Raw genomic sequence first — 13,775 nt, forward strand, 5'->3', positions numbered from 1 at the left:
AATCCAGCGGTGCAAAAAGAGGCGTCCATTCGCATCTCCTACCTGCACCGCTGCGGCGCGCGACAGTCGCGGCATGGGTCCTCGAGTCTCCGCGTCCGCTGCGCCCGTGGATGAGGGAAGTGAGCGGCTAAGCCGCCCGCTTCCACCCATCCCTGATATGCCTGTATCCCTCGCGATAAACTGCCTCCGGCGTCTCGGAAAAATCCCGCCACACCTTGGTCGCCGCCGCCAGATCCTTCAGCGACCTGCCAAACGCCTCGATCGTCAGCCAGTCGTCATAGCCGCTCTTGCGGATGGCCGCGAAAGTCTCTTTCCACGGAATGTTCCCGCGTCCCGGCACGCCGCGATCGTTCTCCGAAATGTGGATGTGCACGACATTCCTGCGGTGCTTCGTATAGGCGCCGATCGGGTCGGCTTCCTCGATATTGGCGTGGAAGGTGTCGTACATCGCCTTGATGTGCGGCCGGTCGATGGCATCGACGTGCTCGGACAGATCGGCCATCGTGTTCAGCAGATAGCACTCGAAACGGTTGAGCGCCTCCAACCCGATGGTAACGTTCCGCTTGCCGGCATGATCGCCAATGGCGCGCTGCGACGCGATCGAGCGCTTCTTTTCCGCAGCGGTCGGCCCGCTGCCGGAGAAGGCGCCGAGCGTCGAATGCAGCGGCCCGCTCAGCGTACTCGCGCCGAGCGCCTGGGCGCAATCGATCGCCCATTTCATGTAGTCGATGCCGGCCTTGCGGGTCGCGGCATCCGGCGAGATCAGACTCATCGCCGGGTCGCCCATCGCCGTGACAGCCGTGCGCTCCAACCCGATGCGGTCGAGCAGATCGCCAAGCTTCTTGTAGTCCTCTGGCGCGCCTGAGAAGATCGGTATCTCGACGCCGTCGAAGCCGGTCGCCTTGATGTCGCGCAGCAACGCCTCATGTTTCTTAGACACGGAAGTCGTCCACAAAAACATGCACATGCCGATTTTCATCGACAGCCCCTCCCCATTTGACGGCGCGCTGGTTTCTTTCGCACCTCGCACCATGCGCCCTCATTCGGCCGCTTCGCGGCCACCTTCTCCCCGAAGGGAGAAGAGACTTGGCGCCGGCGCTCCCTAAAGTTTCGTCCACGTCCCGTTCTTCTTCGATGACTTCACGCAGGCCTCGATGAACGCCATACCTTCGACGCCGTCCTGGATGGTCGGGAACACCACGTCCTTGCCCGGCTTGCCGCCCTTCTTGCGTGCCGCGCGGATCGCCCGCGCCGCCTCCTGGTAGATGTTGGCGAAGCCTTCGAGATAGCCTTCCGGATGGCCAGACGGAACGCGGCTGACGCGTCCCGCAACCGGCAGCGCGCCGGCGCCGTTGCGGGTGAGCAACTGCTTGGGCTGGCCGAACGGCGTGTACCAGAGATAGTTCGGATCGGCCTGCACCCATTCCAGCCCGCCCTTCGAGCCGTAGATGCGCAGCTTCAGCCCGTTCTCGTGGCCCGGCGCCACCTGGCTCGCCCAAATCATGCCCTTGGCCGGATGCACCTTGCCGACCGGCTTGAAGCGCAGCATGACATTGACATTGTCATCGAGCAGCCTACCCGGGACGAAAGCGTCGAGATCGGCCGACAGGGAATCGAGCTCCAGCCCGGAGACGAAGCGCGCCAGATTGTAGGCGTGCGTGCCGATGTCGCCGAGCGCGCCGCCCGCGCCCGCCTGCTTGGGGTCAGAGCGCCACGCCGCCTGCTTCTGGCCGGTGGCGGCAAGATCTTCGGTCAGCCAGTCCTGCGGGTACTCGGACTGCACGATGCGGATGTCGCCAAGCTGGCCCTTGGCCACCATCTCGCGCGCCTGCCGGATCATCGGATAGGCAGTGTAATTGTGCGTCAGCACGAACACCTTGCCGGTCTTTTCAACCACGGCCGCGAGCTTCTTGGCCTCGGCCAAAGTCGTCGCCAGCGGCTTGTCGCAGATGACGTGGATGCCGGCCTCGAGAAACGCTTTGGCCGCCGGCACGTGCACATTGTTGGGGGTGACGATCGCCACCGCCTCGATGCCGTCCGGGCGCGTGGCCTCGGCCTTGGCCATCTCGGCATAGGAGGCGTAGCTGCGCGCCGGGTCGAGACCGAGTTCGGCGGCGGAAGCCTTGGCGCGCTCGGGATTGGCCGACAGGGCGCCGGCCACCAGCACGAAGTCATTGTCCATGCGCGCCGCGATCCGGTGCACCGCGCCGATGAAGGCGCCTTGGCCGCCGCCGACCATGCCATAGCGGATCGGGCCGCCTCCCGCTTCCGACTTCGATGCGCCGACCATGTCTTTCTCCTGCTTGTCTCAAATACCCATCATGGCGCGCAGCATCTTCTTGTCGGTGGTGCCGCCGGCGAAATCATCAAAGGCCTTTTCCGTCACCCGGATAATGTGGTGCTGGATGAAGGGCGCGCCTTCGGCCGCGCCGTCCTCCGGATGCTTGAGGCAACACTCCCACTCGAGCACCGCCCAGGAATCGTAGCCATACTGGGTAAGCTTGGAGAAGATGCCGCCGAAATCGACCTGCCCGTCGCCAAGCGAGCGGAAGCGGCCGGCGCGATTAGTCCAGCTCTGGTAGCCGGAATAGACGCCTTGCCGCCCCGTCGGATTGAACTCGGCATCCTTGGCATGGAAGGCCTTGATCCGCTCGTGATAGATGTCGATGAATTCGAGATAGTCGAGCTGCTGCAAAAGGAAATGCGACGGGTCGTAGTTGATGTTGCAGCGCTTGTGGCCGCCAACCGCATCGAGGAACATTTCGAAGGTGGCGCCGTCGAAGATGTCCTCGCCGGGATGGATCTCATAGCCGACGTCGACGCCGTTCTCGTCATAGACATCGAGGATCGGCTTCCAGCGCTTGCCGAGTTCGGCAAAGGCCTCCTCGATCAGCCCGGCCGGCCGCTGTGGCCAGGGATAGAGATACGGGAAGGCCAGAGCGCCGGAAAACGTCACCGAGGTTTTCAGGCCAAGATTCTTCGAGGCCTTGGCGCCGAACTCCATCTGTTCGACCGCCCATTTCTGCCTGGCCTTGGGGTTGTTGTGCACCGCAGGCGGTGCAAAGCCGTCGAACTGGGCATCATAGGCCGGGTGCACCGCCACCAGCTGCCCTTGAAGATGCGTCGACAGTTCGGTGATCTCGACGCCGGCATCCGCGCAGATGCCTTTCACCTCGTCGCAATAGGTCTTGGAAGATGCCGCCTTCTTGAGGTCGAACAGGCGTGCATCCCAGGTCGGGATCTGCACGCCCTTGTAACCGAGACCGGCCGCCCATTTGGTGATCGAGGCCAGCGAATTGAACGGCGCGGTATCCCCCGCGAACTGCGCCAGAAACAGCCCCGGACCCTTCATTGTCGACGGCATCGGCATCCTCCCAATTCATTTTTCCAAGGACCAAGCATAGCGTCTGATGAAAGCAGGGCCAGCCTCTTTGGTCTCTCGTGATGTGCATTCTCGTATCGGCATTCTGGTATTACCAAATACCGAAAATGGGTCAAGCCATTTGACTCACGCGCAAAGCTGCCAGGGCATTCCATTTTTGGCGATATATACCAGCATAATCAATACGGTACACAGATGTCGATATCGCATGGCGGCGGTTCTTGCCGCGCGACAAAAATTGCTGTAGACCTCCATTAGGGCCCAATTGGTCGAACCAGTTGCGCAAAAACGCTGGAGCGCCTTGGGGAGGAAACACGCGACGCGCCTTGTGGGGCGCGTCGCAGGCGAACTGGCACAGACGAATTCTGGGAAGGATAGACCATGCATCTTTCGACGCACAACTGGATGCGCGCGGAACCGTTGGAGGTGACGCTGAAGCGCATCAAGAAATTCGGCTACGAGTCGATCGAGATTTCCGGCGAGCCCGAGCAATACAAGACCAAGGAGACCCGCGCGCTGCTGAAAGAATACGGCATCCGCTGCTGGGGGTCGGTGACGCTGATGCTGGGCGAACGCAACCTTGCCGCCAGGGACCAGGGCCAGCGCGAACGCTCGGTGCAGTACGTCAAGGACGTGCTGACCATGGTCAGCGAACTTGATGGCGAGATCATAACGCTGGTGCCCGCGACCGTCGGCAAAGTGGTACCGGACGGCACCGAGGAAGAGGAATGGAAGTGGGTGGTCGACGCCACCCGCGAATGCTTCACCCATGCCAAGAAGGTCGGCGTCAAGATCGCGGTCGAGCCGCTCAACCGCTTCGAGACCTATTTGTTCAACCGCGGCGCGCAGGCGTTGGCCCTGGCCGATGCGGTGAGCCCCGAATGCGGCGTCTGCCTCGACGCCTATCACATCCATATGGAAGAATTTAACGTCCATGACGCGATCCGTCAGGTCGGCAAACGGTTGTTCGACTTCCACGTCGCCGACAACAACCGCTTTGCCGCCGGCCTTGGCCAGATCGATTGGCCACGGATCGTGCAGACGCTGAAGGAAGTCGGCTATGACGGCGCGCTGACCAACGAATTCGTCGCGCCCGTCGACCGCACACCCGCCGCGCCCTATCCCGACATGGTCGACCGGAATCCGGTCGACATTTCTCCCGAACAGCTGAAGTTCATCCAGGATCACGGCTCCAGCGTGCTGACGGAGAAATTCTACACCGACCAGATGCGCATCACGGCCGAAACGCTGCTGCCGCTGATCAAGTAGCCGATCGGGATGCGCATCAAAACGGTCCAGGCGTGGTGGGTCCGCGTGCCGATTGAGGCCGCGAAGCAGCATCGCAGCGACTTTGGCCAGGTGACGACGTTCGACGCCGCCATCCTGCGCATTGAGACTGACGACGGGCTGATCGGTTGGGGCGAGGGCAAGAACGCCGCCGGCAGCGCCGGCAGCTATGGTGCGCTGGTCTACATGCTGAATCACGAGGTCGGGCAGCAGCTGATCGGCCGCGACCCCGCCGACATCGGCATGATCTGGGAGATGCTCTACAACGGCGTGCGCCATGACAGTGCCGCGCGCGCCGGCCATGCCATGCCGCAACTGGCGCGGCGCGGCATGAGCATTGCGGCAATCAGCGCCGTCGATATCGCGCTCTGGGATATTCTGGGCAAGTCGTTGGGACAGCCGGTGTGGCGGCTCATCGGCGGCCGCAAGCTCGACCGCATGCCGGCCTACGCCTCCGGCGGCTGGGCTGCCGCCGACGCTATCGGCGAGCAGCTCAAATCCTACATCGCCAAAGGCGGCTTCAAGGCGCTGAAGATGCGCGTCGGCGCCATGGACGGCGCCCCGCACATTTCCGCCGCCCGCGTCCGCGCCGCACGGCAGGCGCTCGGTCCTGACGTCGAGTTGATGGTCGACGCGCACGGCACCTATACGGTGGCCGAGGCCAAGCGCTTCATCAGCCTGGCCAGCGATCTCGACCTCGCCTGGTTCGAGGAGCCTGTTATCGCCGACGACAAGGCTGGTATGGCCGAGGTGCGCGCCTCGGGCTCGATCCCGATCGCCACCGGCGAAAGCGAAGCGACGCGCTACGCCTTCCGCGATCTCGCGGTGCTGAAATCCGCCGACATCTTCCAGCCGGATCCGGCCTTTTGCGGCGGTATCAGCGAGGCGATGAAGATCGGCACCATCGCCAGTGCCTTCAATCTGCGCTTTGCCCCGCATCTGTGGGCCGGCGCGCCATGCTTTTTCGCCGGCCTGCATGTTTGTGCGGCCTCGCCTGCCAGTTTTACCGTTGAATATTCGCTCGGCGCCAACCCCATGATCCACGATCTTATCGAAGAGACTGTCGAAGCAAGGGACGGTATGATAGCGATCCCTGAAAAGCCGGGTCTGGGATTCACCATTTCGGAGCGGTTCCTGGAGGCGCACGCGCAACGCGGTTGACGATGAAAGAAAAGAACCTTCTCGCCGAACTCGCCGCCTATCTGTTCGCCCATTCGGACAAGGAGAGCGGCCGCACGCCCTCGGAGCGCGAGCTGGCGGAGCATTTCGGTGTCAGCCGCGGCCAGATCCGCGAGGCGCTGGCCATTCTGGAGGCCATGCGCATCGTCGAGCGCCGCGCCAAATCCGGCATCTATGTCGACACCAGGCAGGCCAGTGTAGAAGCCTTGGCTCTTTTCGCCCGCGCGGGCCTGCCGCTCGATCCGGTGCAGATCTACGAGACCGTCGAACTGCGCAAGATCCACGAGATCAAGGCCGCCGAACTTGCCTGTTCGCGTGCCACCGAAGAGAATTTCGAACGCCTGCGGGAGATCCTGAAAGCCTCGGAGGAGTGCATCGCCGCCGGCGAAGGCCTCGCCAAGGAAGACCGCGAATTCCACCTCGAAATCGTGCGGGCGACCAAGAACGGCGTCTTCCACAATATCTGCAGCGTCTATTACCTGATGGGCGAGCAGCGGCTGCCGATCTACTTCAACGATCCCGAGCGCTCAGTGCGCTCGCATGCCGAGCATATCCAGATCTACGAGGCGCTGCTGCGTCGCGACGGCAATCTCGCCCAGGCGCTGATGAGCGCCCACCTGCAAGGCGCGGAAAGCTACTGGAAGGGGATCATCGAGGGCCGCGAGGCGCAAGCGCAAAGCCTGGCATTTGAGAAAGCCTAGAGCAATTCCAGGAAAAGTGTGAAACGGTTTTCCCGGGAAAGCGCGCAGCGCTTTCCCTTGGGAATTGCGACAAACACGAGAGCCCCATGCCCAGAATCCTGTCGACGCACACGCTGCATCCGCGTGCCTCCGCAATGCTGGCGGGCGCCGGTGAACTCGTCGTGGCCTCAGCGCTCGATGCGGCAACGCTGACCGCCGAGGCGAAGCATGCCGACGTCATCATCGTTCGCGCACCGCTGCCGCCGTCGCTGTTCGAAAACGCCACGAAACTCAGAGCCGCGGTCCGCCACGGCGCCGGGCTCGACATGGTGCCGATGGAGGCCGCGGCCGCGGCCGGCGTGCTGGTCGCCAACGTGCCGGCGGTCAATGCGCGTTCGGTCGCTGAATATGTGATGTTCGCGGCCCTTGCCCTGCTTCGGCGCTTCCGTTCGGTCGACCGCGACTTGCGCGCCAAGGGCTGGAATGCCGGCCGCGACCACGCCAGCCATGCCAGCGAGCTTGCCGGCAAGACCATCGGCATCATCGGCTTCGGCGCCATCGGTCAGGCAGTCGCCCATATCGCCGCGCACGGCTTTGGCCTCGACGTCGTGGCGACGACCCGCAGCATGCAGCCGGCACCCGACAGGATCGGCTTCCTGTCGATCGATGCGCTGGTCGAACAGAGCGACATCATCGTGCTCTGCTGCCCGCTGACGGAAGAGACGCGCGGCTTGATCAGCCGCGAACGCATTGCCCGCATGAAGCCCGATACGCTTTTGATCAACATTTCGCGCGGACCGGTGATCGATGACGAGGCGCTGATCGAGGCCTTGCGCCAAGACCGGATCGGCGGCGCCGCACTCGACGTCTTTGCCACGCAGCCGCTGCCGGCAAACCATCCCTATTTCGGTTTCGACAATGTTATCGTCACCCCGCATATGGCGGGGATTACCGAGCAATCGATGATGCGCATGGGCGTGGGCGCGGCCGGCGAGACCTTGCTGGTGCTGGCCAACCGGCTGCCTGTCAATCTGCGCAATCCCGACGTGGTCGAGCATTACCGCAGACGGTTCCCGGCGGACGCGTGAACCATGTCCGGTTTTCGCTTCGCATCTCTGGTTCTGGCAGTGTCGTCGATCGTGGCCTTACCTTCGCTCGCGGCGGCACAAAGCAGCGATTATGTCTATTGCAGCAATGGGATCGTCTGCATGATGGCGCCCTGCCCGTCAGGCAATGCGCTGGATCTGACCACCGGCAATGTCGTTAAAGGCGTGGAGCTCAACACTACGGAATTGCCGCCGCTGGACAGATCGGCACCTGACCTCTCCGACAAGCTTTATGCTGGAAAACTCGTCGTCGGAGGATCGATCCAGCATCGCGGCCAGCCGAACGATCCGCCGATGCTGGTCGTTACCAAAATCGAACGCTCCTCCAAGAAAAGCGAGCGCAAGCGCTGCGCGGCACGTTGACTGCCGACCTACGGCTCGCTGCCTATCGGAGCAGCCGCTCGATTTCAGCCGCGATGCGCAGCAGATGGTGGTCATGGCCATTGCGCGCCACCAGCATCAGCCCGGCCGGCAGCGTCATGCCGGGCATCGGTAGCGAGATCGCGCAGAGGTCGAACTGGTTGGCGACCTGGGTGTTGCGCAGCAGCAGACCTTCAGTGCGTTCACGCAGAGCCGTATCCTCGGCCATCGAAACGATAGTCGGCGCTGTCACCGGCGTGGTCGGCAGAGCCAGCACATCGACCGAACCCAACCGCTCGTCCATGGCTATGCACAGTGCCGCGCGACGACGCATTGCCCTGATATAAACCGGCGTCGGTATGGCCGCCGCCCGCGACAGCGGCCCGCTGACATGGGGATCGACCGGCACCGATGCGCCCGTCGCCAGCCAGTCGGCATGGATTTCAGAACCTTCCATGGCCGCGATCGAGCCGCGTTTGGTGGCCAGGCGCAGATCGGCAATGAGGTCGTCGATCGAAATGTCCGTGAGCCACGCGCCTGCCTGCTCGATCCCGGCAAGGCTGCGATCGAACGCGGCGGCAATCTCCGTTTCCGTGTCTTCGAAAAGCAGGCCGCGCGGAATGCCGACACGAAGCCCGGCAAGCGCTAACGGCAGGTGCAGTTGCGGCATCTGCTCGCCCGTCATCGCGGCGTCAGCCAGGGCACACGCAGCAACACTCAGCGCCAGCGGCCCGATCGAATCCAGCGTCGCGGAAAGGGGATAGGCACCAGTCAGCGGCACGCGCCGCGCCGTCGGCTTGAAACCGACGACGCCGTTCAGCGATGCCGGGATGCGCACCGAACCGCCGGTGTCGGAGCCGATGGAAATGTCGCTCGTCCCCTCGCCAACGGACACGGCGGCGCCCGACGACGAACCGCCTGGAATGCGGCTGGTGTCGGCGGCATTGCCCGGTGTGCCGTAGTGCATGTTGTCGCCGATAGCGGTGAAGGCGAATTCGGTCATGTTGGTCTTGCCGATGATGACGGCGCCGGCCTGGCGCAGACGCCTGACGACCGCAGCGTCGTGCCGACGGGGCGCGGTGTCCCTCAGCATCAGCGACCCGGCCGTGGTCGGCTCGCCGGCGACATCGAACAGATCCTTGATCGACACGATGGTGCCGTCGAGCGGCCCGAGCGATACGCCGGCCTTCTTGCGCGCATCGGTGGCCTCGGCCGCTGCGCGCGCCGCCTCGGCATAGAGTTTGGTGAACACCTTCTCGCCTGCCGCGCAACTGGCAAGACGTGACAGGATGATCTCGAGACGATCGCGGATTGATTGCATGTCGATGTCGGATTCCGTCAAGGTGGAGCGTCTTTAAGGCATATGGGCCGCTAGGTCAGCGGAAGGAATAGCCCGGACAGCGTGCCTTTGCACCTGCCAGCGATAGGAAGGGACTGATGCTGTACAAAGGCAGCTGCCACTGCGGCAAGGTTGCGTTCGAATTCAAGGCGCAGCTGACCGGCGCCGTGCGGTGCAATTGTTCGATCTGCTCGCGCAAGGGCGCGCTGTTGGCCGCCATCCCGCATGACAGCCTGACGGTGCTGGCGTGGGGCGACGATCTCGGCACCTACACATTCGGCAATCATGCAATGGCGCATCGCTTCTGCCGCACCTGCGGCATCCATCCCTTTGCCGAGGATGTCAGTCAGGGCAGCGAACGCAGCGCCTACATCAACCTCAACTGCGTCGCCGATTTCGATCCCACCGGCCTGCCGGTCTTCGACTTCGACGGCCGCGCGGTCTGACCCTACGGTGGCCTCTCACCACAAAAGCAACGCCCCGAAAACCTTGATAGTTCTCGGGCCCGCTGCTTCAGCCAAGGATGGCTATCGGCTATTCGACGCGCTTAGGGCCGCGCGCGAACACAACGATCGCCGCCAGCAAGGTCGCAGCGCCACAATAGGCGAAGGCGCTGGCCACACCGGCATTGTCGACCACCAGGCCGCCGAAGACGGCGCGTTTCTGGCGCTCGCCGTTTCTTGCGTCTTTCCCGCTCGCGCCTTTGCCCTCGAGGACAGCTATCTCCCGGCCGACAAGATCCCCTATGTCGCCGAAGTGCCAGACCAGCCGCATCGCCTTGGCCCGTTGTGGCGTGACCGGGCCAAAGGCCCGGCGGGCACCTTGCTGAAAGTTCCCGGCAACTGGCGCGCGCCGGTTCATGCGCACACCGCCGACTATCGCGCGGTGGTCATCAAGGGACTGTGGGCGCATTGGCAAATGGACGGCGGCGAAGCGACGAAGGTCGAATTGCCGCCGGGATCCTACTGGACCCAGAAGGCCAACGAGATGCACGACGACGCCTGCCTCTCAGAGACGGAGTGCGTGATCCTGCTGATCAACGATACGCCTTACGAGACCTACTTCCAGAAATAGTCAGGCGGCGCCGTCGTTCGACCGCAACTAGCTGGCGTGCCGCAAGCTCACGCCGCTGCCCTTGTCGAACAGCACCACCTTGTCCTGATTCCAGGCAAAGCGCACCGGCTGCTCGATCTGGACATCGGTTCTGGCCGGCACCGTGGCGCGCAGCGTCGTGTCGCCGACCCGCAGAGTCAGGATCTTTTCCACGCCATGGTTCTCGACATCGTGGACGCGTGCCTCGACCGGCGCACCGCTTTCAAGATACACATCCTCAGGTCGAATACCGAAGACGAGCGGGCGACCGTCGGTCGCACCGCCCGCCTTGGCACCCCCAGAGAAAGGCAGTTCGAAATTCAGCGGCGCCATCACCGCGCGGCCGTTGACCAGCTTGCCATCGATCAGGTTCATCGGCGGCGAGCCGACGAAGCTGGCCACATAGGTATCGCGCGGATTGTTGTAGATCTCGTGCGGCGTGCCGGTCTGGATGATGCGGCCATGGTTGAGCACGCCCACCTTGTCGCCCATCGACATCGCCTCGATCTGGTCGTGAGTGACGAACAGAAAGGTGGCGCCGAGCTGGATCTGCAGGTTCTTCAGTTCCGTGCGCAGCGCCTCGCGCAGCTTGGCGTCGAGCGCCGACAGCGGTTCGTCCATCAGGAACACGCGCGGCTTGCGCACGATGGCGCGCCCGATAGAGACGCGCTGCATTTCGCCGCCTGAAAGGCGGTCGGTCTTGCGGTCGAGCAGATGTTCGATCCTGAGTGTTTTGGCGGCGCGGTCGACACGATCCTTGATCTCGGCGTCGGGTCCTCCGGTCAAGCCGGAGGATGACGGCGTGAGAGTTGAGAGGGCGACGCACACCGACCGTCGCGGACGGGCGCGAGCGCGACCTGCCGGATAGCGTCAGCTGCTGATCATCGCGCTGTCTTGTTGAGAGCGGTGACGATCAGCGCGAGAATCACCGCCGCGGCGGCGATTTCCCACACGAAAGCCTGCTTGTAGAAAGGCGGCGTGGCGAGCTGCGCCTTGCCGGCGAGAGTGTTGGGGTCCGGTGGATTGAGGAAGAAGACGCCGTAGAGATGCGCCGCCGTGATCGATACCAGCAGCGCAATGCAGAAGACCAGCGCCACGACCAGCGCTACGGTCACCACACTGCGCACCTTGACGCCCGGCTGGGCCAACGGCAGCAGGTTGTTGATGAGCCCGGCAAGCACCACGAGACCGCTGCCGACCGCGTACAGGCCGATGGAAAAGGGTTGAAAGATCAGCACCAGCGCCAAGACGCCGAGGCCAATGATGAAGAGCTCGAGGCGGAACGCGCCGGCGCGGCTCATGCCGGAAGAACTGTCGCTCATGACCGCACCGCCTTTCCGGCGCCATCGAAGACATGGGTTTGCCTGGGATCGGGGCGTAGATTCAGCGCCTCGCCGACCTTGACCCACTGGCTTCTCGTCACCACGACGCGGATGTCGGCGCCTGCCGCCGTGCGGGCATGAATAAGGGTTTCGGCGCCCATGGGCTCGATGAGCTCGGCTCTGGCGGAGATGGTGCCACGGTCCCCCGTATCGGTCACGGTGAAAGCACGGGGGCGGACACCGATCGTCACCTTGCCGGGCTGCAGGCGCGCGACCGCCGCGTCCGTGCGGATCGCCAGACTAATGCCGGCCACGGTCATGTCCGCCGTGCCATCGGCGAAGGCCTTGAGGTCGGCCTCGAGAAGATTCATCTGCGGCGTGCCGATGAAGCTCGCCACGAAAGCATTGGCGGGCTTGGCAAATACCTCGTGCGGTGACCCGACTTGCTCGATCAGGCCGTCCTTCATGATGGCGATGCGGTTGGCCATGGTGAGCGCTTCGAGCTGGTCATGGGTCACGATCACGGTCGCTTTGGAGAGGCCCTGCAGCACTTCCTTGATCTGGCCACGCATGGTTTGGCGCAGTTCGACATCGAGACGCGACAAGGGCTCGTCGAAGAGGAAGCAATTGGGGTCGCGGACGATGGCGCGGGCCATGGCGGCGCGCTGCTTTTCGCCCTCGGATATCTGGTTCGGCAGCCGGTCGAGAACGTGCTCCAAGTGAAGGATCGCGGCGACGCGGTTGACGCGGGCAGTCCGCTCAGCCCCGGAAATGCCGTCATGATAGAGCGGGAAGGCGATGTTCTCGGCGATCGATGCCGACGGGTAGAGCGCGTAGAACTGGAACACCATGGCGATGTCGCGCTTTTCGGGCGGCAGTTTGTTCATCACCTTGCCGGCGACGACGACCTCGCCGTCAGTGACGCTTTCCAGCCCGGCGATGACGCGTAAGGTCGTCGTCTTGCCACAGCCGGACGGGCCGAGAAGGCAGACGACCTCACCGGCGGCCACCGACAGGTCAACGTCCTTGACCGCGGTGAAGGAGCCGAAGCGCTTGGTGACTTTGCGGAGTTCGATGGTTGACATCTCAGCGCTTCACCGTGCCGAAGGTAACACCGCGCAACAGATGGTTTTGCAAGAAGAAGGTGACCAGGAAGACTGGGACGAGGAACAGGGTTTCGATGGCGGCAAGCAAAGTCCAGTCGGTGCCGCGTCCACCCGACGACACGGCCTGGTTCATGGCGACCGGGACCGTCCTCGTGTCGGGCCCCGAGAGCAAGAGGGCGAAGAGGAACTCGTTCCAGGTGAGGATCAGGCCGAACACGAACGTGGCGGCGAGCCCGGCAATGACCTGGGGCAGGCAAATCTTGAAGAACACCCGCATTCCGGACGATCCGTCGAGGCGGGCGGCATCCTCGACGTCTGGCGACAATTCATCGAAGAAGCTCTTCATCATCCAGATGGTGAAGGCCAGGTTGAAGGCGGTGTAGAGCATGATGATGCCGAGATACGAGCCCGACAGGCCCACTACGCGGAACATCAGGATCACCGGAATGATCACCACAATCGCCGGCAGCATGCGCGTGGTCAGGATGATGAACAGGTAGGTGTCATTGCCTTTCAGCGGATAGCGCGAGAAGCCGAAGGCCGCCAGGGTGCCGATGACCAGCGCCAGCAGCACCGAAGCCGAGGCGATGAAGATCGAGTTGAAGAAATAACGGTCGAATCCTGTCGCTTCCGGGGCACCGCCCGACGTCATCGAGCGAGAAAAGACGGACCCAAAATTTTCGAGCGTGGGCTTGAACACAAAATGATCCGGAATCAAGCCGAACAGCGACGTGGGCGACAGCGTCGGAGGCACCAGAAGCGCGTCGCCCTGCGGTTTGAAGGCGGTGAATATGATGAACAGCACCGGCAGAAAATAGATAAAGGCGACGACGGCCACGGCGAGCGTCCGCCCCCAGCCGGCCTCGTCTACTCCGCTGGCCCTGCGGAAGCCGAGCTTTCCCAATATCGATTCGGTCACGGG

15 protein-coding genes are annotated in these 13,775 nt (G+C 63.3%); 7 read left to right on the top strand and 8 right to left on the bottom strand.

The window, feature by feature from the left end:
- Window positions 1–127 precede the first annotated feature (127 nt).
- The 3 genes from ACYG97_RS19020 to ACYG97_RS19030 all read right to left on the bottom strand — a co-directional run bounded on the left by ACYG97_RS19020 (window position 128) and on the right by ACYG97_RS19030 (window position 3,364).
- Window positions 128–979, bottom strand: coding sequence for a sugar phosphate isomerase/epimerase family protein (locus tag ACYG97_RS19020; RefSeq protein WP_023733622.1), 852 nt, complete (start codon window positions 977–979; stop codon window positions 128–130).
- Between the two features lie 123 nt (window positions 980–1,102).
- On the bottom strand, window positions 1,103–2,290 hold the full coding sequence (locus ACYG97_RS19025) for a Gfo/Idh/MocA family protein (protein ID WP_023733623.1): 1,188 nt from the start codon (window positions 2,288–2,290) through the stop codon (window positions 1,103–1,105).
- Between the two features lie 18 nt (window positions 2,291–2,308).
- Entirely contained in the window at window positions 2,309–3,364 is a 1,056-nt protein-coding gene (locus ACYG97_RS19030; protein ID WP_023733624.1) for a sugar phosphate isomerase/epimerase family protein, read from the bottom strand.
- 399 nt (window positions 3,365–3,763) lie between these two features.
- On the opposite strand from ACYG97_RS19030, the gene ACYG97_RS19035 reads away from it, so the two are divergent.
- From ACYG97_RS19035 to ACYG97_RS19055, 5 genes are all read left to right on the top strand, one after another.
- Window positions 3,764–4,651, top strand: coding sequence for a sugar phosphate isomerase/epimerase family protein (locus ACYG97_RS19035; protein WP_023669836.1), 888 nt, complete (start codon window positions 3,764–3,766; stop codon window positions 4,649–4,651).
- Window positions 4,652–4,660: 9 nt separating this feature from the next.
- Window positions 4,661–5,830 (top strand): mandelate racemase/muconate lactonizing enzyme family protein, encoded by a 1,170-nt coding sequence (locus ACYG97_RS19040; protein ID WP_023733625.1) that lies wholly within the window; start codon window positions 4,661–4,663, stop codon window positions 5,828–5,830.
- A 2-nt stretch (window positions 5,831–5,832) separates the two neighbouring features.
- On the top strand, window positions 5,833–6,549 hold the full coding sequence (locus ACYG97_RS19045) for a FadR/GntR family transcriptional regulator (protein WP_023683008.1): 717 nt from the start codon (window positions 5,833–5,835) through the stop codon (window positions 6,547–6,549).
- Between the two features lie 86 nt (window positions 6,550–6,635).
- On the top strand, window positions 6,636–7,616 hold the full coding sequence (locus ACYG97_RS19050) for an NAD(P)-dependent oxidoreductase (protein WP_023733626.1): 981 nt from the start codon (window positions 6,636–6,638) through the stop codon (window positions 7,614–7,616).
- Window positions 7,617–7,619: 3 nt separating this feature from the next.
- On the top strand, window positions 7,620–7,997 hold the full coding sequence (locus ACYG97_RS19055; RefSeq protein WP_023712296.1) for a hypothetical protein: 378 nt from the start codon (window positions 7,620–7,622) through the stop codon (window positions 7,995–7,997).
- Window positions 7,998–8,019: 22 nt separating this feature from the next.
- On the opposite strand, the gene ACYG97_RS19060 is transcribed toward ACYG97_RS19055, so the two are convergent.
- Window positions 8,020–9,315, bottom strand: coding sequence for an amidase (locus ACYG97_RS19060; RefSeq protein WP_023733627.1), 1,296 nt, complete (start codon window positions 9,313–9,315; stop codon window positions 8,020–8,022).
- 116 nt (window positions 9,316–9,431) lie between these two features.
- On the opposite strand from ACYG97_RS19060, the gene ACYG97_RS19065 reads away from it, so the two are divergent.
- Both ACYG97_RS19065 and ACYG97_RS19070 read left to right on the top strand, forming a co-directional pair.
- The gene (locus tag ACYG97_RS19065; RefSeq protein ID WP_023669842.1) at window positions 9,432–9,779 is read left to right on the top strand and encodes a GFA family protein; all 348 of its coding nucleotides are present in this window, start codon (window positions 9,432–9,434) and stop codon (window positions 9,777–9,779) included.
- Between the two features lie 217 nt (window positions 9,780–9,996).
- Entirely contained in the window at window positions 9,997–10,407 is a 411-nt protein-coding gene (locus tag ACYG97_RS19070; protein ID WP_031262146.1) for a DUF4437 domain-containing protein, read from the top strand.
- A gap of 27 nt (window positions 10,408–10,434) precedes the next feature.
- Here the strand turns inward: ACYG97_RS19070 and ACYG97_RS19075 are convergent, their stop codons facing one another.
- The 4 genes from ACYG97_RS19075 to ACYG97_RS19090 are packed head-to-tail and all read right to left on the bottom strand — an operon-like array spanning window position 10,435 to window position 13,772.
- Window positions 10,435–11,253: an ABC transporter ATP-binding protein gene (locus ACYG97_RS19075; protein WP_084023725.1), complete on the bottom strand. Its 819-nt coding sequence runs from the start codon at window positions 11,251–11,253 to the stop codon at window positions 10,435–10,437.
- Window positions 11,254–11,306: 53 nt separating this feature from the next.
- Window positions 11,307–11,747 carry a hypothetical protein gene (locus tag ACYG97_RS19080; protein WP_023728570.1) on the bottom strand — a complete coding sequence of 147 codons (441 nt, stop codon included), beginning with the start codon at window positions 11,745–11,747 and terminating at the stop codon, window positions 11,307–11,309.
- Entirely contained in the window at window positions 11,744–12,832 is a 1,089-nt protein-coding gene (locus ACYG97_RS19085; RefSeq protein WP_023733630.1) for an ABC transporter ATP-binding protein, read from the bottom strand. Before ACYG97_RS19085 ends, ACYG97_RS19080 begins: the two co-directional genes overlap by 4 nt.
- Window position 12,833: 1 nt before the next feature.
- A complete protein-coding gene (locus tag ACYG97_RS19090; RefSeq protein WP_023728572.1) occupies window positions 12,834–13,772 on the bottom strand; it encodes a carbohydrate ABC transporter permease in 939 nt (312 codons plus the stop codon).
- Window positions 13,773–13,775 lie beyond the last annotated feature (3 nt).

The sequence above is a fragment of the Mesorhizobium sp. W067 genome (assembly GCF_054719525.1).

Bases quoted from the DNA above. Each gene is read 5' to 3' on its own strand.
- ACYG97_RS19030 (WP_023733624.1), bottom strand. From the start codon at position 3,364: ATGCCGTCGACAATGAAGGGTCCGGGGCTGTTTCTGGCGCAGTTCGCG.
- ACYG97_RS19050 (WP_023733626.1), top strand. From the start codon at position 6,636: ATGCCCAGAATCCTGTCGACGCACACGCTGCATCCGCGTGCCTCCGCA.
- ACYG97_RS19045 (WP_023683008.1), top strand. From the start codon at position 5,833: ATGAAAGAAAAGAACCTTCTCGCCGAACTCGCCGCCTATCTGTTCGCC.
- ACYG97_RS19020 (WP_023733622.1), bottom strand. From the start codon at position 979: ATGAAAATCGGCATGTGCATGTTTTTGTGGACGACTTCCGTGTCTAAG.
- ACYG97_RS19060 (WP_023733627.1), bottom strand. From the start codon at position 9,315: ATGCAATCAATCCGCGATCGTCTCGAGATCATCCTGTCACGTCTTGCC.
- ACYG97_RS19055 (WP_023712296.1), top strand. From the start codon at position 7,620: ATGTCCGGTTTTCGCTTCGCATCTCTGGTTCTGGCAGTGTCGTCGATC.
- ACYG97_RS19040 (WP_023733625.1), top strand. From the start codon at position 4,661: ATGCGCATCAAAACGGTCCAGGCGTGGTGGGTCCGCGTGCCGATTGAG.
- ACYG97_RS19035 (WP_023669836.1), top strand. From the start codon at position 3,764: ATGCATCTTTCGACGCACAACTGGATGCGCGCGGAACCGTTGGAGGTG.
- ACYG97_RS19025 (WP_023733623.1), bottom strand. From the start codon at position 2,290: ATGGTCGGCGCATCGAAGTCGGAAGCGGGAGGCGGCCCGATCCGCTAT.
- ACYG97_RS19085 (WP_023733630.1), bottom strand. From the start codon at position 12,832: ATGTCAACCATCGAACTCCGCAAAGTCACCAAGCGCTTCGGCTCCTTC.
- ACYG97_RS19065 (WP_023669842.1), top strand. From the start codon at position 9,432: ATGCTGTACAAAGGCAGCTGCCACTGCGGCAAGGTTGCGTTCGAATTC.
- ACYG97_RS19080 (WP_023728570.1), bottom strand. From the start codon at position 11,747: ATGAGCGACAGTTCTTCCGGCATGAGCCGCGCCGGCGCGTTCCGCCTC.